The sequence below is a fragment of the Nonomuraea sp. NPDC049378 genome, assembly GCF_055586745.1.
In genome coordinates, this window is record NZ_JBVJHP010000002.1 from 500,438 (window position 1) to 522,485 (window position 22,048).

A 22,048-nucleotide genomic window follows, 5' to 3' on the forward strand; every position below is an offset into this window, starting at 1 on the left:
CATAGGCGCCCTCGCCCGTGCGAGACCGGGCGGTCAGAGAAGGAGCGGGAAAGCCGGCCCGCGCCGCAACCGCAGCTCGTTGAGCAGTTGCTGGATGACCTCGCGCACGTGGTCGGTGAGGTTGAAGACCAGCATGGGATCGTCGGCGGCCGACGGCTCGTAGTCGTCGGTGCGGATCGGCTCGCCGAACTCGATCACCCACTTCGACGGCAGCGGCACCAGGCCGAGCGGCCCGAGCAGCGGGAAGAACGGCGTGATCGGCAGGTAGGGGAGGCCGAGCAGCCGGGCAAGGAACTTCAGGTCGCCGAGCTTGGGATAGATCTCCTCGGCCCCTACGATCGCGGTGGGCACGATCGGCACCCCGGCACGGATGGCCGAGGCCACGAAGCCGCCACGGCCGAACCGCTGCAGTTTGTAGCGCTCGGAGAACGGCTTGCCGACGCCCTTGAACCCCTCGGGGAACACGCCGACCAGCTCACCCTTGCGCAGCAGCCGGTCGGCGTCCTCGCGGCAGGCCAGCGTGTGGCCCGTCTTGCGGGACAGGTGGCTGAGCAGCGGCAGCTGGTAGACCAGGTCGGCGCCGAGCAGCCGCAGCGCCCTGCCCGCCTCGTCGTGCAGGGCGACCTGCAACATCAGCGCGTCGACGGGCAGCGTGCCGGAGTGGTTGGCGACGACGAGCGCGCCGCCCTCGTCCGGGATGTTCTTCAGTTCGGCCGTCTCCACCCTGAACCAGTGGTGGTAGAGGGGCCTGATCAGCTCCAGGACGACCTTGTCGGTCAGCTCGGCGTCGTAGCCGAACTCGTCGACGTCGTAGTCGCCGCTGATGCGCCTGCGCAGGAAGGCCAGGAGCTTCGCCAGGGGCTCGGGCTCGCCGGTGTAGGACGGCGCCGCGCTGATGGGGATGACGCGAGCGTCGTCCTCGTCGGGAACGCTCAACTCCGCGCACCTCCGAACGGCTGCAGGCGGCGCGAGCGCAGGAAGTCGTCGAAGGCCGCGGCGGTCGTGAACTTGGGCCTCCACCCGAGCTCGTTCTCCAGCCTGGAGGTGTCGACCGCCCGTCCGTGGCTCATCAGCCTGAGCTGCTCGGGCGAGTATTCGACCAGACCGAGCCCGCGCGCGGCGCTGCCGAGCGTCGTGAAGGCGGGCGCGGGCAGCGGCAGCGACGGCCGCCCCGCCCTTCTCGTGCACTGCGACAGGAGCAACACGCCCACCCCGGCCACGTTGAACGTGCCGGGGTGATCCTCTGTCGCCATCCGCCGCAACACCTCGACCGCGTCGTCCTCGTGGACGAACTGCAGCCGGGGGTCGAAGCCGAGCACGGTCGGCAACACCGGTTGGGTGAAGTAGCGCGTCAACGGCGAGTCGACGCCGGGACCCATGAAGTTGGCGAAGCGCAGCAGCGACACCGTCACGTCAGGACGGCGCCGCGCGAAACCCCGGACGTAGCCCTCGACCTCGACCGCGTCTTTGGCGTAGCCGTGGCTGGGGCCGTCGTGCGGCTCCAGGTCCTCGGTGAACACCGCCGGATCGCGCGGCGACGAGCCGTAGACGGCGGTGGTGGAGCGGACCACCACGCGCCGCACGGTCGCCGACCGCTGGCAGGCACCGAGCAGTTGCATGGTGCCGATGACGTTGTGCTCTTTCATGGCGGCCCTGCCGCCGCTCCTTGACGGAGCGCTGACGAGGCTCATGTGCACAACGGTGCCGATGTCCGCGGCCGCGATCACCTGCGCGATGTCAGGGCTGCGCAGATCCACCCGGACGAACTCCGTCCGTCCGAGCGAGATGCCACCGTCTCGCGTGAGCGAGGGGGGCGGCACGGTGTCCACTCCGATGACACGGCCGATGTCCGGGTCGGCGGCAAGTTCGCTCGCCACCCGGGCGCCTATGTGGCGCGAGACCCCGGTGACGAGCACAGTGTGGGTCATCAGCGCCTCGCAGCTGCGTCGGTGTTACTTCTTGTTGCGCCGCTGGATGCGCGTCTTCTTGAGCAGCTTGCGGTGCTTCTTCTTCGCCATCCGCTTACGGCGCTTCTTGATCACAGAGCCCACGGGACCCCCAGGTCGTGACTAAGTCTGAACGGAGTGCGAGCGCACACCGGCTCACAGACTACCGGCGATCGGCGGTAGATCGCCCATTGGGGGGTGAGCACCCGGTCGCGTCTTATGGCGACCGGGCCTCTCCCGCGACAGCACTCACGACATGGTCGTCCACGTCGCTACGCTAACCAGCCTCGATGTAGGCCTCCCGCAGATAGTCGTGTACCGCCTGCTCAGGCACCCTGAACGACCGGCCGACTCGGATGGCCGGCAGCTCGCCAGAGTGGACGAGCCGGTACACCGTCATCTTGGACACCCTCATGACCGTGGCCACTTCAGCAACGGTCAGGAACTTCACCTCACTGAGAGGTCTTTCGCCTGCACCCATCGGACGCCTCTTCCGCACGTGTTTACGGGTTATCCCCACTGGTGCCATTGCTCACGCACGTGTACTGCCGTCAGCGTAAGTCGGGACTCCGAGTGCGCAAACCCCCTATTTTCTCAGTCAACGGAGCCGCCTGTCAGCCGAACCAGCAAAATCGCTGGCCAGCAGCCGGGCCGAGCACCTCACCCGGACGTTGGAACTGTCCAAGTTGCCACACATAAGAGTCGCCGGAGCGCCGCCAAAAGTTGGCAAAGGGACGGCGAGCCTCTTGGAATGCAGGCGCGAAAAGACGGTATGGGGAGGACCGAATTAGACGTGAAGGGCTCGTGAGACCAGAGTGACGAGCCGCTCCGTCAACGGAGCGTAATATCGCGGTAGCACATTGTCGTCAAGTGGCACTACTACGTCAATCTTCCCTTCAGCCTCACCGACGAACAACCCCGGGTCATTGCTGTCGGCGAACCCCACAGTGGGCGCACCTGCCTCTCCCGCCGCTCCTGCCCAGCCGTGGTCGGCGATAACCAGATCGGGCAGCTCGCCGTCAAGCTCGGAGAACATGTGGCGCATCGGGTCGGCGTCGTGGGTGTGCACGAACCCGCCCTTGTCGTCGAGCATCGCGACGCCCTGCAGATAGCGGATCTGCCGCGGCCGGGCGAACCCCGACCCGGAGTACGTCCAGCCCTCCCCCGGGGTCAGCAACCGCGCGCCGCGCTCGGCGCAGAGCCTGGCCAGCGGCAGGTGCACGGCGAGCAGGCCGGTCGGGTGCCCGGTGGCGAACAACACGGACGGGCAGGGCCGCGACAGCACGGCGGCGACGCGCTCGGCCATGGCGTCGACCGCGTCGATCGTCAGGTCGGGGTCGATGGTGTCCTGGCCCCAGCGGTGCGACGGGTCGGAGACCACGCCTGCGGACTTCGCCATCAGCGCCAGGATGTCGCGGTAGGACCACGGCTGGTCGAACGTGAGCCCCAGCATGTAGTAGGGATCGCCGTTGGCCAGGGAACTGTAGTGGTCGAGGTTGTTCTCGCGGGAGGTCGCGACATCGCCGGCGATGCGGCTCTGGACAAGGTGCTCTCGGAGTTCGTCGCGGCTCAGCACTGCTTTTCTTCCTCGTCAGGGCAGGGGGTCGAGCCCGTGCAGGGGGAAGACCGCGTTTCGGGTCGCCATGATCGCACGGTCAATGGGGTCAGATGGGTCATAACCACCGGAAAGGTCGTTGAATTCCGGATGGCGCCCGTCGGTCATGGTCAGCGGCGCCGTCTCGCCGGTGCGATCGCGTACGAACTGGCGCCACTCCGCGCCCGTCGGCGTGGCCGGATCGATCGGATGGCCCGCCAGCTCCGCGATGAGATGTGTCCACGCCCGCGGCACCACCTGCACCAGCTCGTAACCGCCGCCGCCCGTCGCGATCCACCGGCCGCCCGCCGTCTCGTGAGCCAGGCGGTGCAGGGCGGAGTAGGCGGTGCGCTGGCCGTCGAGGCTGAGCATCAGGTTGGCCAGCGGGTCGAGCGCGTGGCTGTCGCAACCGTGCTGCGTCACCAGGATCTCCGGCCCGAACTCGCGCAGCAGCGGCGGCACGACCGCGTCGAAGGCCCGCAGCCAGCCGGGATCGCCGCAGCCGGCGGGGAGCGCCACGTTGACGGCGGTGCCGTCGGCGCCGGTCTCATGAGGGAACCCGGTGCCGGGGAACAACGTGCGCGGGCTCTCGTGCAGGCTGATCGTCAGGACCCTCGGGTCGTCGTAGAACGCCGCCTGCACGCCGTCGCCGTGGTGCACGTCCACGTCGACGTACGCGATGCGGCCCGCACCCTGGCGCAGCAGCCACGCGATCGCCAGCGCGGGATCGTTGTAGACGCAGAACCCGCTGGCCGTGGCGGGCATCGCGTGATGCAGCCCGCCCGCGATGTTGACGGCGTGCTCGGCCGAGCCCTCCCAGACCGCGCGGGCGGCGGCCAGCGAGGCGCCGGCGATCAGCGCGGAGGCGTCGTGCACGCCCTTGAACGCGGGGTTGTCGGTGGTGCCGAGCCCGGCGCCGAGATCGGGCCGGCCGTCGGCGGACACGCGCCTGACGGCCTCGATGTAGTCGCGCTCGTGGACCATGGCCAGCTCGTCGTCGGTGGCGGGCACGCATCCGGCCACCTCGACCTTGTCGAGGACGCCGAGCTCGCGGGCGAGCGCCATGGTCAGCTCGACCCGCACGGGGGCGAGCGGATGGCCGGGGCCGAAATCGTAGGAGGTGAGAGCGTCGTCCCAGATCACCTGTGTCGACCGGCTCATGCCACCCCTCCGCGATCGCCCTGTCCCGCCGACGTTACCGCAGCGCAGACACCTCGTTGTAGCCCGGGTTCATCCGGTGGACATCTCCCCGCGACCGCACCGATTCGTGACTTAGTGTCTTAGCGTGCGCCCAGCACGGTCCTTACTCAGGCTCATCCGCTTCTTCCGGCGTCCCAAGGTCTTCGACAGGACGCTGGTGATCGTGCTCGGCTCCCCCGGGATCATCGGGATCCCCGTCATGCTCGTCATGGAGAGGACCGCGCTCGCCCTGACCGCGCTGCCGTACCTGGTCGCCGTCATGCTCCTGCTCATGCGGCGCCACCGGCCGGTCCTGGTCACCGCGCTGGTCACCGCGATCAACGCGGTCGGCGTGACGGCGGACGTCGCGCCGTCCAGCAACGTCCCCGCGCTCATCGCCTACTACAGCCTGGGCCGCTACACCGCCGGCCGCACGACCGCGATCGCCTCCGCGGCGGCGATCGTCGCCTACGCGACAGTGCTGGAGCTGGACCAGGTCAACGGTGGCTGGGTCGCGGCCCTGTTCAACATCGGCGTGCCCGTCGGGGTCGGGCAGCTCGTCCGGCTCAGGACCGAGCTGAACGAACGCGGCAGGCGCGACGCCGCCGACGCCGCGGTCCGCGCCGAGCGGCGGCGCATCGCCAGGGAGCTGCACGACGTGGTCGCCCATCACATCACCGTGATCAACGCCCTGGTCGGCGGCGCCAGGGCCACGCTGCCAGCCGAGCAGGAGGTCACCAGGGACGCCCTGGAAAGCGCCGAGCAGACCGCCCGCCAGGCGATGTCCGAGATGCGCCGCCTGCTCGACGTGCTCAGGGCCGACGGCCAGGAAGGGCCGGACGCCGCCACGGGGGTGGGGGCCGAGCGGCTGCCCACGCTGATCAAGGAGGCCAGGTCGGCGGGGTTGCCCGCGCACCTGACCGTCAAGGGGGAGCCCGTCGCGCTGCCCGCCGTCGTGGACCACGCGGTGTACCGGATCGTGCAGGAGGCTCTGACCAACACGCGCAAGCACGCACCCGGCGCGCGGGCGAGCGTGCGGCTCGCGTACGAACCGGACGCCGTGGAGGTCGAGGTGGTCGACGACGGCAGCACGAAGGGGACCGGGTCGCCGGGGTTCGGGCTCGGAGGCATGGCCGAGCGGGTGGCGCTGTGCGGCGGCCAGCTCTCCACAGGGCCCCGCGCCCCGCAAGGAGGTTTCCGCGTACACGCCCGCATCCCCCTGGAGACACCGTGATCGAAGTGCTGCTGGCCGACGACCATGCGCTGGTGCGCGTGGGCTTCAAGCTGATGCTCGACGCCCAGCCGGACATGTGTGTCGTCGGCGAGGCCGGCGACGGCGAGCGGGCGGTGCACCTGAGCCGGCGGCTGCGCCCCGACGTGGTGCTGATGGACCTGCACATGCCGGGCCTCGACGGGGTTCGCGCGACCGAGCTGATCACGTCGGAGCTGCCGGAGGTCCGGGTGCTCGCGCTGAGCACGTTCGACCTGGACGAGAACGTGGTCGCGGCCCTCAGGGCGGGCGCGGGCGGCTTCCTGCCCAAGGACGTCTCCCCCGAGGAGCTGATCGAGGGCGTGCGCGTGGTGCACCGGGGGGAGTCCGCCGTCGCGCCGCGCCTGCTCACCAGGCTGATCGGCACGTTCGTACGGGCTGCAGGAGCCCTGGACGCGGGCCCCCGGCGCCCGGCGCCCGCCGGGGTGGCCGCTCTGACGGAGCGCGAGCGGGAGATCCTCGTGCTGATCGCCCGCGGCCGGTCGAACGCCGAGATCGCCGCGGCCCTGTCCGTGTCCCCCTCGACCGTCAAGAACCACGTGACGAACCTGTTCGCCAAGATCGGCGTCAGGGACCGGGCGCAGGCGGTGATCGTCGCCTACGAGGCGGCGCTCGTCCACCCGGGAGAGTAGGACCAGGCTCCCAGACCCCCGCGCGGGAAGCGGTTCCCGCGCAGGAGGCACACGACCTCGCGCGACGGCACGCTGGGATCATGACCGCGATACGGGCAACGAACCTGAGCAAGCGCTACGGCAAGACCGTAGCCGTGTCGGACCTGTCGTTCGACGTCGAGCCCGGCCGGGTGACCGGTTTCCTCGGCCCCAACGGCGCGGGGAAGTCCACGACCATGCGGATGATCCTGGGGCTCGACCGGCCGTCGGGCGGCACGGCGCTCGTGGACGGGCTGCCGTACGCCGAGCTGCGACACCCGCTGCGCAAGGTGGGCGCGCTGCTGGACGCCAAGGCGGTGCACGGCGGGCGCAGCGCCCGCAACCACCTGCTGGCCATCGCGCAGAGCAACGGCATCCAGAACGGCCGGGTGGACGAGGTGCTGGAGGCCGTGGGCCTGCGCGAGGTGGCGGGGCGCCGGATCGGCGGGTTCTCGCTGGGCATGTCGCAGCGCCTGGGCATCGCCGCCGCGCTGCTCGGCGACCCGGAGATCCTGCTGTTCGACGAGCCCGTCAACGGGCTCGACCCCGACGGCATCCTGTGGATCCGCACGTTCATGCGCGAGCTGGCGGCCGAGGGCCGCGCGGTGTTCGTCTCCAGCCACCTGATGAGCGAGATGGCGCAGACCGCCGACCATCTGATCGTGATCGGCAAGGGCATGCTGATCGCCGACACGAGCGTGGAGGAGTTCATCGGGCGCAGCTCGCAGGGCTACGTACGGGTGCGCTCGCCCCGGCTGGCCGAGGTCGCCGAGCTGATCAAGGTGGGCGAGCTCCACCACGACCACCTGCGGGTGACCGCGATGAGCCCGGTCGAGATCGGCACGCTCACCGCGCGGGCCGGGATCCCGCTGGCGGAGCTGACGTTCGTGCAGCCCTCGCTGGAAGCGGCGTACATGGAGCTGACCAAGGACAGCCTGGAGTTCACCTCATGATCGACATCCTCAGGTCCGAATGGACCAAGATCCGCTCGGTCCGCTCCACGATGTGGACGCTGGCCGTCACCGCAGTGCTGATGCTGGGCATCGGCACGCTCATCGCCTCCGCCGCCAGGGGCTCGACCGAGGACGCCATCCCCGGCGCCCAGACCGTCATGCTGAGCCTGACAGGCATCATGTTCGCGTCGCTGTCCATCGCCACGCTGGGCGTGCTGGTGATCTCCAGCGAATACCGTACGGGCGGTATCCGCACGTCGCTGATGGCCGTGCCCAGGCGGATGAGCCTGCTGACCGGCAAGATCGTGGTGTTCACGGTCACCTCCCTGGTCGTGTGCACGCTCGCGTCGGCCGCCTCGCTCGCCGTGGGCGTCGCCATCACCCAGCCGCCCTCGCTCGACATGGCGGAGGCCGTGCGGGCGGTGGTGGGCTGCGGCCTTTACCTCACCGCGTGCGGCCTGTTCGGGCTGGCGCTGGGCACGCTCGTACGCCACACGCCCGGCGCGATCGTCTCGGCCATCGCGCTGATGCTGGTGCTGCCCCAGATCGCCGGCATGCTGCCGGGCGAGGTGAGCCGGACGGTGGCCGACCATTTCACCACCAACGCGGGCATGCAGGTGGCCGTCCCGCTGGTCCGCAACGCCTCGCTCGGCCCGTGGAGCGGCTTCGGCGTCTATCTCGCCTGGATCGCCGTGACCATGATCGTCGGCGCCGTGTTGCTGCGGCGGCGTGACGCCTGAGCGGTCAGCCGGAGGCGAGCTCGCGGCCGCGGTCGCGAGCCGCCTCGATGGCGGCCAGGAACGCGGCCCGCACGCTGTGGCGCTCGAGCTCGGCGATGGCCGCGATCGTGGTGCCGCCAGGAGAGGTGACGGCCTCGCGCAGGATCACCGGGTGCTCGCCCGAGTCGCGCAACATCACAGCGGCGCCGACGATGGACTGGGTGACCATGTCGAGCGCGGCCGCCCGCGGCATGCCGAGCAGGATGCCCGCGTCGACCATGGCCTCGACGAGGTAGAAGAAGTAGGCGGGGCCGCTGCCGGAGAGCGCGGTGGCGGCGTCCTGCTGCGACTCGGGGATGCGCAGCACCTTGCCGACGGGGCTGAGCAGCGCCTCGGTGAGCTTGAGATGCTCCTCGCCCGCGTGCGCGCCCGCCGAGATCACGCTCATCGCCTCGTCGAACTTGATGGGCGTGTTGGACATCACCCTGACCACGGGCACCTCGACGCCGAGCCGCTGCTCCACGAACGACGTCGTGATGCCGGCCGCGGCGGTGATCACCAGGCGGTCGGCGGGCACGTAGGGGGCGATCTCGGCCAGCAGCGTGGCCATGTCCTGGGGCTTGACGGCGAGGACCAGCGTGTCGGCCGCCTTGGCCGCCTCGGAGTTGGTGACGGTGCGCACGCCGTAGGTCTCGCGCAGCGCCTGCGCCCGCTCGGCCCTGCGCGTGGTGGCCATGATGTCGCCGGGCATGAAGCCGGCGCGCAGCAGCCCGGACAGCAGCGCCTCGCCCATCTTGCCCGTGCCCAGAATCGCGATCATTTCCGCCCCTCGAGGAATAGACGCTGATGCAGCTTACCGGCCCGTCCCCGGCATCGCGGGCTAGCCCCGCGACAGCAGGGAGCGCAGGAAGAAGGCCAGGTTGCGGGGGCGCTCGGCCAGCCGGCGCATCAGGTAGGGATACCAGTCGGCGCCGTAGGGGACGTAGACGCGCATCGTGAAGCCGAGGGCAGCCAGGCGGGCCTGCTCGTCGGGGCGCACGCCGTACAACATCTGGTATTCGAAGCCGGCCGGGTCGCGGCCGTCGAGCACGGCGAGTGTCGAGGCGATGCGCACCAGCCTGGGGTCGTGGGTGGCGACCATGGGATAGCCGGCGCCGGCCATCAGCACTTTCAGGCAGCGTACGAACGAGCGGTCGATGTCGGCGGTGGAGGTGTAGGCGCCGGGAGCGGTGTAGGCGCCCTTGCACAGCCGCACCCTGGCGTCGCCGAGCTGCTCGCAGCGGTCGAGCGAGTCGGGCAGGTAGGCCTGCACCACCACGCCCACGTCGGGGTGCTCCTTGCGCAGCGCGGCGTGCACGGCGTGCAGCATGGCGATCGTGTCGTGCTCCTCCGCGTCGAGCGTCACGGTGACGTCCCTGGCCGCCGCGGCCCTGCAGATGGCCGCGGCGTGGTCGAAGGCGAGCTCCTCCGACAGCCGCAACCCGAGCGCCGTGAGCTTGACCGAAACGTCGGCGCCCGCCGGCAGCAGGCGGAGCAGCGACAGGTAGGCGATCACGGTGTCCTCGGCCTGGACCCGGCCGGTCACATCCTCGCCGAGGTGGTCGACGGAGACGCGCAACCCCCTGCGGGACAGCTCGTCGACCGCGCCGCCGACGTCGCCGGCGACATAGCGCCTGACCACATCCCTGGTCAGCGGCGACGCGGCGATGAGGCGCTCGGCGCGCCGGCTCTTGGAGACAGCGAGCAATGCCTGACGGAGCACATGACCAGACTATGGTGAACCGGCGGCCGGCGGGATCCGTGGTAGGGGTATGCGGACAATGACAGCGCCCCTTCTGGCCGGATGTCTGATGCTGGCGACGAGTTGCGGCACGGCCCAGCCTGCCGAGCGGGTCTCCTCCCCCAGCCAGGACAAGCCGCCCGTCGTGTCCAACCCGGTCGGCACCGTGCCCAGCAAGGCGCCCCCGAAGGGCCCCAAGCAGGTCAAGCCGACGGGCGACGCCATCAACGTGCACAAGGCCCGCTGGGCCAAGGCCAAGCCGGTCGCCAAGGGCAAGGAGCTCCAGCTGACGTGGGAGTCGGGGGTGGAGCCCTGCACGGTGCTGGACCGCGTCAAGGTCAAGGAGACGTCCAAGCGCGTCACGGTCACCCTGTACGAGGGCACGTCCCCCAAGGCGAAGAACGTCTCCTGCATCATGATCGCGATCGAGAAGACCACCACGGTCAAGCTCAAGAAGCCGCTCGGCGAGCGCAAGGTGGTGGACGGCGCCAAGCCGTAACGCGAGCAGCCCGCCCCGCGAACCCCCGGCGACGCACCCCCGCGGCGCCGGGGGTTTCGCTGTGCGCGGAACCTCAGAACCCGCTGCCCCGTTGCGCGTGATGTGGCCTTTGTTGCGGGAATGTCTCGGCGCTCATGAGGGTTGAGTCGAGTAGGCTCAAGTCGTTTGCCAAAGACGACACACATCCGTTAGCTTGAGTCTGCCAGACTCAACTTTGACCACAAGGACTCACTCATGGCACGTGCGGTAGGTATCGACCTTGGGACGACCAACTCCGTCGTCTCGATCCTCGAGGGCGGTGAGCCCACCGTCATCGCGAATGCGCAGGGCTCGCGGACCACGCCGTCCGTGGTCGCCTTCGCGAAGAACGGCGAGGTCCTGGTCGGCGAGGTCGCCAAGCGCCAGGCGGTCACCAATGTGGACCGGACGATCCGGTCGGTCAAGCGGGAGATGGGCACCACCTGGTCCCAGGAGATCGACGGCAAGAAGTTCTCGCCGCAGCAGATCAGCGCCTTCGTCCTGCAGAAGCTCAAGCAGGACGCCGAGGCCTACCTGGGCGAGAAGATCACCGACGCGGTGGTCACCGTCCCCGCCTACTTCAACGACGCCCAGCGCCAGGCCACCAAGGAGGCCGGCACGGTCGCGGGCCTCAACGTGCTCCGCATCATCAACGAGCCGACCGCCGCGGCCCTCGCCTACGGGCTCGACAAGGAGCAGGACCAGACCATCCTGGTCTTCGACCTCGGCGGCGGCACCTTCGACGTGTCCCTGCTCGACGTCGGCCAGGAGGACGGCCACGGCTTCGTCGAGGTCAAGGCCACCTCCGGCGACAACCACCTCGGTGGCGACGACTGGGACCAGCGCGTCGTCGACGAGCTCGTCAAGCGCTTCCAGAACGCCCACGGCGTCGACCTGGCCAAGGACAAGATGGCCCTGCAGCGCCTGCGCGAGGCGGCGGAGAAGGCCAAGATCGAGCTGTCCAGCCAGTCCGAGACCAACATCAACCTGCCCTACATCACGGCCTCGGCCGAGGGTCCGCTGCACCTCGACGAGAAGCTGACGCGCTCCGAGTTCCAGCGGCTGACGGCCGACCTGCTCGAGCGGACCAAGGGCCCGTTCAACCAGGTCATCAAGGACGCCGGCATCAAGGTGGCCGACATCGCCCACGTGGTGCTCGTCGGCGGCTCGACCCGCATGCCCGCCGTCTCCGAGCTCGTCAAGGAGCTGACCGGCGGCAAGGAGCCCAACAAGGGCGTCAACCCCGACGAGGTCGTCGCCATCGGCGCCGCCCTGCAGGCCGGCGTGCTCAAGGGCGAGGTCAAGGACGTCCTGCTGCTCGACGTGACCCCGCTGTCGCTGGGCATCGAGACCAAGGGCGGCATCTTCACCAAGATCATCGAGCGCAACACGACGATCCCGACCAAGCGCTCCGAGGTCTTCACCACGGCCGAGGACAACCAGCCGTCGGTGCAGATCCAGGTCTACCAGGGCGAGCGCGAGATCGCCTCCTACAACAAGAAGCTCGCGACGTTCGAGCTGACCGGCATCGCCCCGGCGCCGCGCGGCATCCCGCAGATCGAGGTCACCTTCGACATCGACGCCAACGGCATCGTCAACGTCTCCGCCAAGGACCTGGGCACGGGCAAGGAGCAGACGATGACGATCACCGGCGGCTCCGCGCTGCCGAAGGACGACATCGAGCGGATGATGCGCGAGGCCGAGTCGTACGCCGAGGAGGACAAGAAGCGCCGCGAGGAGGCCGAGGTCCGCAACAACGCCGACGGGCTCGCCTACCAGACGGAGAAGTTCCTCCGCGAGAACGACGACAAGGTCCCCGGCGAGATCAAGACCGAGGTCAACGACGCCCTGGCCGAGCTGAAGAAGGCTCTGGAGGGCACCGACACCGACGTCATCCGCACCTCGGCGGAGAAGCTCGCCACCGTCAGCCAGAAGATGGGTTCGGCGATCTACGCCCAGAGCCAGGGCCAGCAGGCCGGCGGCGAGGGCGCCCCGCAGGACGCCGCGTCCGGTCAGGAGGGCCAGAAGGCCGATGACGACGTGGTCGAAGCCGAGATCGTCGACGAAGACCAGCCGAAGAAGGACAAGTGATGCCGGCGCGTGAAAACGGGCACGAGGAGCCAGTGATCCGCGACAACCGCAAGATCGACCCCGAGACGGGCCAGGTGCGCGAGGCCCCGGCCGACGAGCAGGAGGCGCCCGCCGAGGCGCCGCAGGCGCAGAACGGCGAGCTGGCGGCCCAGCTCGCCGAGCGGACCGCCGACCTGCAGCGGCTGCAGGCCGAATACACCAACTACCGCAGGCGGGTCGAGCGCGACCGGGTGGCGGTCCGCGAGCAGGCGGTCGCGGGGGCGCTGACAGAGCTCCTTCCCGTGCTCGACGACATCGGAAGGGCCCGCGACCACGGCGAGCTGACCGGAGGCTTCGCGAAGGTGGCGGAGTCCCTGGAAGCGGTGCTCACCAAGCTGGGGCTCAGTCCCTTCGGACAGAAGGGCGACCCGTTCGACCCGACGGTCCACGAGGCGCTGATGCACAGCTACTCGACCGAGGTGACCGAGCCGACCGCCGTCGAGGTGCTGCAGCTCGGCTACCGGATGGGCGACAGGGTGCTACGCCCGGCGCGGGTGGCCGTCGCCGAGCCCGAGGACGCCACTCCCGCGTCCGATGACGACGACAACTGACACGAGGACGAAGGGCCGTAGATGAGCACCAAGGACTACTTGGAGAAGGACTACTACGCCGTCCTTGGTGTGCCCAAGACCGCCACCGCCGACGAGATCAAAAAGGCCTACCGGAAGCTGGCCAGGCAATACCACCCCGACACCAACAAGGGCGACGCGACCAAGGAGACCAAGTTCAAGGAGGTCTCCGAGGCGTACGACGTCCTGTCCGACAGCAAGCGCCGCAAGGAGTACGACGAGGCGCGCACGCTGTTCGGGTCCGGGGTGGGCGGCCAGCGGGCCGGCGGCGGTGGCGGGTTCCCGTTCGACTTCGGCGACCTGTTCGGCGGCACGGCGCAGCCGGGTTCCGGCGGAGGCGCGGGTGACCGGCTCGGCGACCTGTTCGGCGGGCTGTTCAACCGGGGCGGCTCCACCCGCACCTCGACCACGTCCAGGCCGCGGCGCGGCCAGGACGTCGAGTCCGAGGTGACGCTGACGTTCACCGAAGCGGCCGAGGGCACCACGGTGTCGCTCAGGCTCACGAGTTCGGCCGCCTGCGCCGCGTGCACCGGCACGGGCGCCAGGGCGGGCACGACCCCCAGGGTCTGCCCCACCTGTGAGGGCACCGGGGCGGCCAGCCGCAACCTGGGCAACTTCGCCTTCTCCGAGCCCTGCCGCGACTGCAAGGGCCGCGGGCTGATCGTGGACGACCCGTGCCCCGTGTGCGAGGGCAACGGCCGGGCCAAGAGCACCCGCACCATCCAGGCCCGCATCCCCGCGGGGGTGGCCGACGGCCAGCGGGTCAGGCTCAAGGGCAAGGGCGCCCCGGGCGAGAACGGCGGCCCCGCCGGCGACCTCTACATCCAGACGCACGTCAAACCGCATGCCGTGTTCGGCCGGTCGGGCGACAACCTGACGATCACCGTCCCGGTGACGTTCACGGAGGCCGCTCTGGGCGCCGAGATCAAGGTGCCCGTCCTCAAGGGCATGCCGGTGACGCTGCGCATCCCCCCGGGCACGCCCAACGGCCGCACGTTCCGCGTGCGCGGCAGGGGCGTCACCCGCAAAGACGGCACCAAGGCCGACATGCTCGCGACAGTCGAAGTGGTGGTGCCGAAGACGCTCGACGACAAGTCGCGCGAGCTCCTCACCGAGTTCAACACCGCCAACGCCAGTGAGGACCCACGCGCTGAGCTCATTCAGCGAGCCAGAAGCGAGTAGCCGATGGACGCCAACTATTTCGACCTGTCAGATGACACACCCGTTTATGTGATCTCGGTGGCCGCGCAGCTGTCGGGGCTGCATCCCCAGACCCTGCGCCAGTACGACCGGCTGGGGCTGGTCAGCCCCGGCCGCACCGCGGGGCGCGGCCGCCTCTACTCGACACGCGACATCATCCAGCTCCGCGAGGTGCAGCGGCTCTCCCAGGAGGAGGGCATCAACCTCGCGGGCATCAAGCGGATTCTCGAGCTCGAGAACGAAGCGCTGCGGCTGCGGGAGGAGGTTCACCGCCTGCGTGCCGAGATGCGGATGGTCCGAGCGCTGATCCGCTACGAGCTGCCACCGGGGGCCTAGAAAAGATGGACTACAAGCTCACCCAGAAGAGCCAGGAGGCGCTCTCGGGTGCCATGCGGCGTGCCGCCGCCGAGGGCAACCCCGAGATCGCCCCCGTTCACCTGCTCACCACGCTGCTCTCCCAGACCGGCGGCACCGCCGTACCGCTGCTCGAAGCCGTCGGCGCCGACTGGCGCGCGCTGCGGGCGCGGGCGGAGGAGCAGCTGGCAACGCTGCCGAAGGCGCAGGGCGCGACCGTGGGGGCGCCGTCGAGCTCGCGCCACCTCCTGACGGTCATGAACACCGCCGCCCAGCACGCCAACCGGCTCGAAGACCTCTACGTCTCGACCGAGCACCTGCTGGTGGGCCTGGCCGCCGACGGCGGACCCGTGGCCGACCTGCTGAAGGCTCAGGGCGCGACGCCGCAGGCGCTGCTCGACGCCTTCGAGAAAGTACGCGGCCACGCCCGCGTCACCAGCGAGACCCCTGAGGACACCTACCAGGCGCTGGAGAAGTACGGCGTCGACCTGACCGAGCACGCGAGGGGCGGCAAGCTCGACCCGGTCATCGGCCGCGACTCCGAGATCCGCCGCGTCATCCAGGTGCTCAGCCGCCGCACCAAGAACAACCCGGTGCTCATCGGCGAGCCGGGCGTCGGCAAGACCGCCGTCGTCGAAGGGCTGGCCCAGCGCATCGTGGCCGGCGACGTGCCCGAATCGTTGCGCAACAAGCGGCTGATCTCGCTCGACCTGGGCGCGATGGTGGCGGGCGCGAAATACCGCGGCGAGTTCGAGGAGCGGCTCAAGGCCGTGCTCTCCGAGATCAAGGAGAGCGACGGGCAGATCGTGACGTTCATCGACGAGTTGCACACCGTCGTCGGCGCGGGGGCCGCCGAGGGCGCGATGGACGCCGGCAACATGCTCAAGCCCATGCTGGCCCGCGGCGAGCTGCGCATGATCGGCGCTACCACGCTCGACGAATACCGCGAGCGCATCGAGAAGGACCCCGCGCTGGAGCGCCGCTTCCAGCAGGTCTACGTGGGCGAGCCCACGGTCGAGGACACGATCGCCATCCTGCGCGGGCTCAAGGGCCGCTACGAAGCCCACCACCAGGTGCAGATCGCCGACAGCGCGCTGGTGGCCGCCGCCGCGCTGTCCGACCGCTACATCACCAACCGCTTCCTCCCCGACAAGGCCATCGACCTGGTCGACGAGGCCGCCTCGCGGCTGCGCATGGAGATCGACTCCCGTCCCGTGGAGATCGACCAGCTCCAGCGCAACGTCGACCGGATGAAGATGGAGGAGCTGGCGCTGTCCAAGGAGACCGACGAGGCCTCCGTCCAGCGGCTCGAACGCCTGCGCCAGGAGCTGGCCGACCGCCAGGAGGAGCTCAACGCCCTGGTCGGCCGCTGGGAGCACGAGAAGGCCGGGCTCAACAAGGTCGGCGAGCTGAAGAAGCAGCTCGACGAGGCCAGGAGCGCCGCCGAGCGGGCCCAGCGCGACGGCGACTTCGAGGCCGCGTCCCGGCTCATGTACGCCGAGGTGCCGCGGCTGGAGCAGGTGCTGAAGTCCGCGTCCGAGGCGGCGCAGCCCGACAACACCATGGTCAAGGAGGAGGTCGGGGCCGACGACATCGCCGAGGTGATCTCGTCGTGGACCGGCATTCCCGCGGGGCGGCTCCTGGAGGCGGAGACGGCCAAGCTGCTGCGCATGGAGGAGGAGCTGGGCAGGCGGCTCATCGGCCAGCAGCAGGCCGTACAGGCCGTTTCCGACGCCGTACGCCGCAGCCGGGCCGGCATCGCCGACCCCGACAGGCCGACGGGCTCGTTCGTGTTCCTCGGGCCGACCGGTGTGGGCAAGACCGAGCTGGCCAAGGCGCTGGCGGAGTTCCTGTTCGACGACGAGCGGGCGATGACCCGCATCGACATGAGCGAATACTCCGAGAAGCACAGCGTGGCCAGGCTCGTCGGCGCGCCCCCCGGCTACGTCGGCTACGAGGAGGGCGGCCAGCTCACCGAGGCCGTCAGGCGGCGCCCGTACACCGTGGTGCTGCTCGACGAGGTGGAGAAGGCCCACCCCGAGGTGTTCGACATCCTGCTGCAGGTGCTCGACGACGGGCGGCTGACCGACGGCCAGGGCCGCACGGTCGACTTCCGCAACACGATCCTGATCCTCACCTCCAACATCGGCTCGCAGTTCCTCGTCGATCCCAAGCTGGAGAACGGCGCCAAGCGCGAGGCCGTCATGGGGGCGGTGCGCAACTCGTTCAAGCCGGAGTTCCTCAACCGGCTCGACGACGTGATCCTCTTCGACGCGCTCGGCTCCGAGGAGCTGGCACGCATCGTCGACCTGCAGGTCGACCGCCTGGCGCAGCGCCTGGCCGACCGCAGGCTGACGCTGGAGGTCACGCCGGCGGCCCGCGAGTGGCTGGCGCTGACGGGCTACGACCCGATGTACGGCGCCCGCCCGCTGCGCCGCCTGGTCCAGTCGGCCATCGGCGACAAGCTGGCCAAGGCGGTGTTGTCGGGCGAGATCGCCGACGGCGACAAGGTCATGGTGGAGCTCGGCGACGACGAGCTGCTCATCCAGCGCGGCTGAGGCCCGGCCGGGAGCCCGGAGACCCGAACGGTTTCCGGGCTCCGCGAGCTCCGGCGTGTCATGCCGCGGTCATGCGGCATGGAGCTGGGTAAGGTTCGCCCCACACTTCGGACAAGCCGCGCTCCCCCGGCCGGCCGGCTGGCTACGTTCAGCGTTCGTCAGATCAGCGAAATCGATCAGGGGGACGTGCAGTGTCATCCCAGAAAGTCCGAAGCATCCTCGCGGTGGCGGCGGTGACCGCTGGTGTCACGTGGTGGGCCGCGACCCCCTCGACGGCTGACTCCTGCTCGAACACCAAGCCGGTCGTGTTGTCGCCGGACTCGGCCCTGTCCTTCTGCCACGAGCAGTCGAGGGTGGACATCAACGACGGCGGCACTGGCGGCAGCCGGATGGTCGCCGAGGAGTCGGGCAAGCTGGCCATGGCGACCGGGCGGCTGGCCAGGCAGCTGGGCCTGACGGGCCTGGCCGCCGGAAAGTCGGCGCTGGGCGGCGCCGACATCGGCGGGGTCGCGGCGACCTGGGGCATGCCGATGCTGACTTCCGCCTCGCCCGTGGTGTTCCCCACGGTGCCGGGCCGGGCCGGCATGAAGGACGTGTCGACCCTGTCGAGCGTGCCGGCGCTGCCCTCCCTGCCGTCCCTGCCCGAGACGCCGCAGCTGGCCAAGCTGCCGGCGGAGATGTCGCTCGGCCAGGCCGCCCACAGCAACCGCATCGCGGGCTCCCGCATCCGGTCGCCGAAGGACCTGGACAAGCCCGTCCACGAGGTCGGCGAGGACGTCATCGGCGTGCTGCTGCCGAAGGCGGTGGAGAGCGTCGAGGGCACCTCCATGCTGACCGGCGGCCGGTCGGCGGTGCCGGGCGTCACGGGGGTCACCGACGGCCTCGGCCTGCGGTGAGCACGCAGTCCGGCCATCTCGTCCGGGCGCGGAACGTGCCTGCCGCGCCCGGATCTCCATAACCGAAGGGGCCGCGGCCGTCCGGCCGCGGCCCCTTCGCATCCTGCCGCCGTTCTGCGGCGCTGTTCTGCGGCGCTGTTCTGCGGCGCTGTTCTGCGGCGCTGTTCTGCGGGCATGCCGCAGCGAACTCCGGCCACCGGCGGCCCCGCCCTGGGACGGGCCGCGACGTCGCGCGAGGCGATCGGGTCAGGAGACCATCTCGTCGAGCTCGTCCTCCGGGAGCCCGAGATCGACCCTGATGCGGTAGCGGGTGCGCAGCAGCGCCACCTGCTCGGGGTCGTTCTCGTCGCAGTCGAGGACAGCCTGGGTGGCCCATTCGAGCCCACCCCGGAGGTCTCCGTAGGCGACGAGCGTCTCGGCGATCGTGTGGGCGGTCGCCGTGGAGACGTCGCCCTCGGCGCGTATCGTCTCGATGACCTCCCTCGCCTCGTCGGGCCTGTCGAGCTCGAAGAGCGTGTCGGCGATGCCGGCACGCGGGTCGAAACCCGCCTCGCCACCGTCCTCGACCGCGCGCTGGAAACACTCCATCGCGCGCGCCGGCTGGCCCGCCGCCCGCCACTCCTCGGCGGCGAGGACCAGGATGGAAGCCCGGGAGACGTCGCCCGAGGAATAGTCGAGCGCGACGTCGTAGAGCCGACTGGCCAGGGAATCGTGGTCGTCGGCCAATAGAGCCTGCTCAAGCAGACGATCAAGGTGCTCACGGGTCACATGCGCCACACCGCGAGACTACCGAGCCGCCCGGCCGTTTGCCTGGCCAATCCACACACTCACAAATCGGTAACGACTCGCCCAACTCTGCGCCCCCTGAGCGTGTTCGTGCAGGTCACAGGGCATATAGCAGATGCTCCGCTGTCAAGCGAGCGAAGGGGGCCGTGATGGGCGTGTCCAAGCAGATGACCTTCACGCTGGCCTGCGCTGTCGTACTGTCGGCCCTCGTCCCCGGCCTCGCCGGCTATCTGTCGGCACGTCTCGAGGCCATCGAGTCGGCGGAGCGCAGCCTGCGCGCCCTGGAGACCCGCCTGCACATCAGGGAGGCCAGGGACGCGCGTCCCGTCTCCTACCCGGGGCCGTGCCTGCGCACGCCTGCCGCGCCGGGCTATGAGGAACTGCCGACGGCCGCGCTCGGCCAGCGGCGGCACTGGCAGCCGGACGACGTGCCCGCCTGGCTGCCCGGTCTGGTGACGGAGCCGCCGTACGCGGGCGGCCACTGAGCGCTCAGTCGTGCGGCGACCATGAACGCAGCTGGCGGGAGAGAAAGCCGCGGATCAGGTGTTTGGCCGCCTCGATGATCTCCGGTTCCCCGTCGGGGTCGCGGCGGAAGGCGAGTTTCAGCACCGCGTCGCCCGCCTCGACCGCCACCAGCACCGCGAGGTCGAGTTCGGGGCTGTCGGCCAGGCCGAACTCCTTCAGGAACAACCCGCGCAGCCGCCCGGCGATCACGGTGTTGTTGTCGGAGTCGGAGTCGAGCAGGTTGAGGTCGACGACGTCACCGAAGTGCAGGCTCTTGAAGCCGGCGACCGTGCGGTGCATGTCGACGTATTCGTCGATGATCGCGTCGACCGCCTCCCACCACCCTCGGTGGTCCTCCTCCAGGAACTTGCGGTCGACCCGGCGGACGAACTCCTCGACGTTGCGCCGGGTGAGCTCCTGCGTGATCGCGCGCTTGTCGGGAAAGAACTGGTAGACCGACCCGATCGCCACGCCTGCCCGCTCGGCGATGCGGGTGGTGGACAGGGCTTCGTACCCGGTCTCGTCGAGCAGTTCGGCGCAGGCGTCGAGCATGCGCTCGACGCGCCGGGCGCTGCGGCGCTGTGCGGGTTGCCGCCTGAGTGCTTTGGGCTGGCTGCAGTCTTCATCAATTTGCGGCGAGGACACGGAATCATCTTCTCCCGTACGTGCGATCGTTACCCGCGATTTCTGGATACCGACGTGGTTCCGGTCAACCGTGCCAGCCCGCGCATCGCCCGTGGCGAAATCCGCGATAGGGCGTATCCGATTTTTCCTTCCAGGTTGACCGGAACGACCGCCTGATTTCTGTGCACCGCACGCAGAACGTGCGCGGCCACGCGCTCGGGTGGATATCCGCGCCGCGCCAGGCCGCGTACGGCGTCGTCGTACAGGTCCGCACCGGTGTACATGGCGTTGCGGGCGATGGCCGTGGAGACGAAGCCCGGGCAGATGGCGCTCACCCCGATGTCGTGCCCGGCCAGCTCGGCCCGCAGGCAGTCGCTGAGCATCTTCACCGCGGCCTTCGAGGCGGAGTACGCGGGCAGCAGCCGTGAGGGCGCGAAGGCGGCCAGGGAGGCGATGTTGACGATGTGGCCGCCCTGGCCGCGCTCGACCATGGCGGCGGCGAACAGGCGGCATCCGTGCACGACGCCCCACAGATTGATGTCGACGGTCCTGCGCCAGTCGTCCACGGTGTGGTCGAGAAACGATCCAACGACCGCGATTCCAGCATTGTTCACCACAATGTCCGGCACTCCATATTGGGCGATGATATTTCGCGAAAAGTTCTCCATTTCCTCCGTATCCGCGACATCGACCCGCACCGCGTGTGCCGTACCCCCGAGGTCCTTCCCGATCGGCTCGGCGGCCCGCCGGGCGGCGGCGAGATCGATGTCCGCGCAGACCACCTCGGCGCCGTGCGCCGCGAACGCCCGCGCCGTCGCCAGTCCGATCCCCGACCCGGCCCCCGTCACCACCACCAGCCGCCCGCCGAACCTCCTCCGCCCGCTCCCCACCCGCGCCCGCCGCAACGCCGTGCCGGCCCGGGCGCCCTCGACATGGCAGGCGAACTCGGCGATCATCCCGGCGACGGCGCCGGGACGGCTGCGGTGGGCCCAGTGCCCGGCCGCGAGCCTGCGGCGCCACAACCCGCTCACCCACCGGTCGAACGAGGCCGGCAGCGCGGGCGTCACGAACCGGTCCCGCGTGGCCTCGATGATCTGCACGGGCACGTCGGAGACGCTCGGGTCGAGGCCCGGGCCGCCGAGCGTGGCGGCCATGTTGCGCCGGTAGAGCCAGAGCCCGTTGCGCCCGTCCTCGGCCAGGGTGGGCGCCGGATGCCCCGGCCGTGGCGTGACGCCCTCGCCGAGCAGGGCGCGGGTGACGATCCGCGGCATGACGGAGCCCCAGGCCAGCTCGGGCAGCGCGGGCAGCAGAAAGGCGCCGATGTACCACGACCTCGTCCGCTGCGCCGCGACGTCACGCCGCCGCCCGTGCCGCATGAAATGCCGCATCTGCCGCAGCCCTGGCCCGCCCAGGCTGGTGAACGAGGCCACCCGGTCACGGATGCCCTCCCGCGCGACGGCCTCCCAGCCCTGCAGCGATCCCCAGTCGTGGCCCACGAGGTGGACCCTGGACGTGCCCACGGCGTCGAGCACTGCGCCGAGGTCGGCGATCAGGTGGTCGAAGTCGTAGGCGCGCCGGTCGCGCGGGGCCGAGGACCTGCCCGCCCCGCGCACGTCGTAACGCACCACGTGGAAGCGGTCGCGCAGGAGCGCGGCCACCTCGTCCCAGACGCGGTGGGTGTCGGGATAGCCGTGGAGGAGGACGATCGTCGGCCGATCGGGGTCACCCTCCTCGAAGAGCGCCAGGCGTACGTCACCGGACTCGACCCACCGCATCGCGACCTCCTATTGGACGCACTGTCCAGCAGAATACCAACGGG

General features: G+C 70.1%; 23 protein-coding genes. 12 read left to right on the plus strand and 11 right to left on the minus strand.

Features of this window, described 5'->3' with window-relative positions; translation table 11 throughout:
• Window positions 1-33: 33 nt before the first annotated feature.
• The 6 genes from ACZ6SA_RS07315 to ACZ6SA_RS07340 form a co-directional block, all read right to left on the minus strand.
• A complete protein-coding gene (locus ACZ6SA_RS07315) occupies window positions 34-936 on the minus strand; it encodes a lysophospholipid acyltransferase family protein (protein ID WP_465827034.1) in 903 nt (300 codons plus the stop codon).
• Entirely contained in the window at window positions 933-1,928 is a 996-nt protein-coding gene (locus tag ACZ6SA_RS07320) for an NAD-dependent epimerase/dehydratase family protein (protein ID WP_347648333.1), read from the minus strand. The genes ACZ6SA_RS07315 and ACZ6SA_RS07320 overlap by 4 nt, the downstream gene beginning before the upstream one ends.
• Window positions 1,929-1,952: 24 nt before the next feature.
• Window positions 1,953-2,051, minus strand: coding sequence for a 30S ribosomal protein bS22 (locus ACZ6SA_RS07325; protein WP_018654693.1), 99 nt, complete (start codon window positions 2,049-2,051; stop codon window positions 1,953-1,955).
• A 172-nt stretch (window positions 2,052-2,223) separates the two neighbouring features.
• Window positions 2,224-2,427 carry a helix-turn-helix domain-containing protein gene (locus tag ACZ6SA_RS07330; RefSeq protein WP_026214222.1) on the minus strand — a complete coding sequence of 68 codons (204 nt, stop codon included), beginning with the start codon at window positions 2,425-2,427 and terminating at the stop codon, window positions 2,224-2,226.
• A gap of 306 nt (window positions 2,428-2,733) precedes the next feature.
• Entirely contained in the window at window positions 2,734-3,522 is a 789-nt protein-coding gene (locus ACZ6SA_RS07335) for a phosphatase (RefSeq protein ID WP_347648332.1), read from the minus strand.
• Window positions 3,523-3,537: 15 nt separating this feature from the next.
• Complete coding sequence (locus ACZ6SA_RS07340) at window positions 3,538-4,701, minus strand: acetoin utilization protein AcuC (RefSeq protein WP_347648331.1); 1,164 nt, start codon at window positions 4,699-4,701, stop codon at window positions 3,538-3,540.
• Window positions 4,702-4,825: 124 nt separating this feature from the next.
• Here ACZ6SA_RS07340 and ACZ6SA_RS07345 point away from each other — a divergent pair, with 124 nt between their 5' ends.
• The 4 genes from ACZ6SA_RS07345 to ACZ6SA_RS07360 all read left to right on the plus strand — a co-directional run bounded on the left by ACZ6SA_RS07345 (window position 4,826) and on the right by ACZ6SA_RS07360 (window position 8,332).
• Window positions 4,826-5,953: a sensor histidine kinase gene (locus ACZ6SA_RS07345; protein WP_465827037.1), complete on the plus strand. Its 1,128-nt coding sequence runs from the start codon at window positions 4,826-4,828 to the stop codon at window positions 5,951-5,953.
• Entirely contained in the window at window positions 5,950-6,621 is a 672-nt protein-coding gene (locus ACZ6SA_RS07350) for a response regulator (RefSeq protein WP_465827038.1), read from the plus strand. Before ACZ6SA_RS07345 ends, ACZ6SA_RS07350 begins: the two co-directional genes overlap by 4 nt.
• Before the next feature lie 80 nt (window positions 6,622-6,701).
• Window positions 6,702-7,592: an ABC transporter ATP-binding protein gene (locus ACZ6SA_RS07355; protein WP_347648328.1), complete on the plus strand. Its 891-nt coding sequence runs from the start codon at window positions 6,702-6,704 to the stop codon at window positions 7,590-7,592.
• Window positions 7,589-8,332, plus strand: a complete 744-nt coding sequence (locus ACZ6SA_RS07360) for an ABC transporter permease (protein WP_465827040.1) — start codon at window positions 7,589-7,591, stop codon at window positions 8,330-8,332. The genes ACZ6SA_RS07355 and ACZ6SA_RS07360 overlap by 4 nt, the downstream gene beginning before the upstream one ends.
• 4 nt (window positions 8,333-8,336) lie before the next feature.
• Here ACZ6SA_RS07360 and proC read toward each other — a convergent pair whose 3' ends face one another.
• Both proC and ACZ6SA_RS07370 read right to left on the minus strand, forming a co-directional pair.
• Window positions 8,337-9,131: a pyrroline-5-carboxylate reductase gene (gene proC / locus ACZ6SA_RS07365; RefSeq protein ID WP_347648326.1), complete on the minus strand. Its 795-nt coding sequence runs from the start codon at window positions 9,129-9,131 to the stop codon at window positions 8,337-8,339.
• Window positions 9,132-9,191: 60 nt separating this feature from the next.
• Complete coding sequence (locus ACZ6SA_RS07370; RefSeq protein ID WP_347648325.1) at window positions 9,192-10,073, minus strand: proline dehydrogenase family protein; 882 nt, start codon at window positions 10,071-10,073, stop codon at window positions 9,192-9,194.
• Between the two features lie 58 nt (window positions 10,074-10,131).
• Here ACZ6SA_RS07370 and ACZ6SA_RS07375 point away from each other — a divergent pair, with 58 nt between their 5' ends.
• The 7 genes from ACZ6SA_RS07375 to ACZ6SA_RS07405 all read left to right on the plus strand — a co-directional run bounded on the left by ACZ6SA_RS07375 (window position 10,132) and on the right by ACZ6SA_RS07405 (window position 18,315).
• Window positions 10,132-10,590, plus strand: a complete 459-nt coding sequence (locus ACZ6SA_RS07375; protein ID WP_347648324.1) for a hypothetical protein — start codon at window positions 10,132-10,134, stop codon at window positions 10,588-10,590.
• A gap of 234 nt (window positions 10,591-10,824) precedes the next feature.
• Window positions 10,825-12,699, plus strand: a complete 1,875-nt coding sequence (gene dnaK / locus ACZ6SA_RS07380) for a molecular chaperone DnaK (protein WP_347617254.1) — start codon at window positions 10,825-10,827, stop codon at window positions 12,697-12,699.
• Window positions 12,699-13,289, plus strand: coding sequence for a nucleotide exchange factor GrpE (grpE, locus tag ACZ6SA_RS07385; protein WP_347648323.1), 591 nt, complete (start codon window positions 12,699-12,701; stop codon window positions 13,287-13,289). The genes dnaK and grpE overlap by 1 nt, the downstream gene beginning before the upstream one ends.
• A gap of 21 nt (window positions 13,290-13,310) precedes the next feature.
• A complete protein-coding gene (gene dnaJ / locus ACZ6SA_RS07390; RefSeq protein WP_347648322.1) occupies window positions 13,311-14,489 on the plus strand; it encodes a molecular chaperone DnaJ in 1,179 nt (392 codons plus the stop codon).
• A 3-nt stretch (window positions 14,490-14,492) separates the two neighbouring features.
• A complete protein-coding gene (locus ACZ6SA_RS07395) occupies window positions 14,493-14,843 on the plus strand; it encodes a heat shock protein transcriptional repressor HspR (RefSeq protein WP_043629776.1) in 351 nt (116 codons plus the stop codon).
• 5 nt (window positions 14,844-14,848) lie between these two features.
• A complete protein-coding gene (clpB, locus tag ACZ6SA_RS07400; RefSeq protein WP_347648321.1) occupies window positions 14,849-17,419 on the plus strand; it encodes an ATP-dependent chaperone ClpB in 2,571 nt (856 codons plus the stop codon).
• A gap of 233 nt (window positions 17,420-17,652) precedes the next feature.
• Window positions 17,653-18,315 carry a hypothetical protein gene (locus ACZ6SA_RS07405; protein WP_465827042.1) on the plus strand — a complete coding sequence of 221 codons (663 nt, stop codon included), beginning with the start codon at window positions 17,653-17,655 and terminating at the stop codon, window positions 18,313-18,315.
• A 246-nt stretch (window positions 18,316-18,561) separates the two neighbouring features.
• Here the strand turns inward: ACZ6SA_RS07405 and ACZ6SA_RS07410 are convergent, their stop codons facing one another.
• A complete protein-coding gene (locus tag ACZ6SA_RS07410) occupies window positions 18,562-19,092 on the minus strand; it encodes a tetratricopeptide repeat protein (protein ID WP_347617259.1) in 531 nt (176 codons plus the stop codon).
• Window positions 19,093-19,250: 158 nt separating this feature from the next.
• Between ACZ6SA_RS07410 and ACZ6SA_RS07415 the strand changes: the two genes are divergently transcribed.
• Window positions 19,251-19,586: a hypothetical protein gene (locus tag ACZ6SA_RS07415; protein ID WP_347648319.1), complete on the plus strand. Its 336-nt coding sequence runs from the start codon at window positions 19,251-19,253 to the stop codon at window positions 19,584-19,586.
• A gap of 4 nt (window positions 19,587-19,590) precedes the next feature.
• Here the strand turns inward: ACZ6SA_RS07415 and ACZ6SA_RS07420 are convergent, their stop codons facing one another.
• Both ACZ6SA_RS07420 and ACZ6SA_RS07425 read right to left on the minus strand, forming a co-directional pair.
• The gene (locus tag ACZ6SA_RS07420) at window positions 19,591-20,250 is read right to left on the minus strand and encodes a TetR/AcrR family transcriptional regulator (RefSeq protein WP_347648318.1); all 660 of its coding nucleotides are present in this window, start codon (window positions 20,248-20,250) and stop codon (window positions 19,591-19,593) included.
• 29 nt (window positions 20,251-20,279) lie between these two features.
• Window positions 20,280-22,004 carry an SDR family oxidoreductase gene (locus ACZ6SA_RS07425; RefSeq protein WP_465827044.1) on the minus strand — a complete coding sequence of 575 codons (1,725 nt, stop codon included), beginning with the start codon at window positions 22,002-22,004 and terminating at the stop codon, window positions 20,280-20,282.
• Window positions 22,005-22,048 lie beyond the last annotated feature (44 nt).

Excerpts from the sequence above, each read along its gene's own strand:
- ACZ6SA_RS07320 (WP_347648333.1), bottom strand. The coding sequence starts at position 1,928 with ATGACCCACACTGTGCTCGTCACCGGGGTCTCGCGCCACATAGGCGCC.
- ACZ6SA_RS07330 (WP_026214222.1), bottom strand. The coding sequence starts at position 2,427 with ATGGGTGCAGGCGAAAGACCTCTCAGTGAGGTGAAGTTCCTGACCGTT.
- ACZ6SA_RS07340 (WP_347648331.1), bottom strand. The coding sequence starts at position 4,701 with ATGAGCCGGTCGACACAGGTGATCTGGGACGACGCTCTCACCTCCTAC.
- ACZ6SA_RS07355 (WP_347648328.1), top strand. The coding sequence starts at position 6,702 with ATGACCGCGATACGGGCAACGAACCTGAGCAAGCGCTACGGCAAGACC.
- ACZ6SA_RS07360 (WP_465827040.1), top strand. The coding sequence starts at position 7,589 with ATGATCGACATCCTCAGGTCCGAATGGACCAAGATCCGCTCGGTCCGC.
- proC (WP_347648326.1), bottom strand. The coding sequence starts at position 9,131 with ATGATCGCGATTCTGGGCACGGGCAAGATGGGCGAGGCGCTGCTGTCC.
- ACZ6SA_RS07375 (WP_347648324.1), top strand. The coding sequence starts at position 10,132 with ATGACAGCGCCCCTTCTGGCCGGATGTCTGATGCTGGCGACGAGTTGC.
- dnaK (WP_347617254.1), top strand. The coding sequence starts at position 10,825 with ATGGCACGTGCGGTAGGTATCGACCTTGGGACGACCAACTCCGTCGTC.
- grpE (WP_347648323.1), top strand. The coding sequence starts at position 12,699 with ATGCCGGCGCGTGAAAACGGGCACGAGGAGCCAGTGATCCGCGACAAC.
- dnaJ (WP_347648322.1), top strand. The coding sequence starts at position 13,311 with ATGAGCACCAAGGACTACTTGGAGAAGGACTACTACGCCGTCCTTGGT.
- ACZ6SA_RS07395 (WP_043629776.1), top strand. The coding sequence starts at position 14,493 with ATGGACGCCAACTATTTCGACCTGTCAGATGACACACCCGTTTATGTG.
- clpB (WP_347648321.1), top strand. The coding sequence starts at position 14,849 with ATGGACTACAAGCTCACCCAGAAGAGCCAGGAGGCGCTCTCGGGTGCC.
- ACZ6SA_RS07415 (WP_347648319.1), top strand. The coding sequence starts at position 19,251 with ATGGGCGTGTCCAAGCAGATGACCTTCACGCTGGCCTGCGCTGTCGTA.
- ACZ6SA_RS07425 (WP_465827044.1), bottom strand. The coding sequence starts at position 22,004 with ATGCGGTGGGTCGAGTCCGGTGACGTACGCCTGGCGCTCTTCGAGGAG.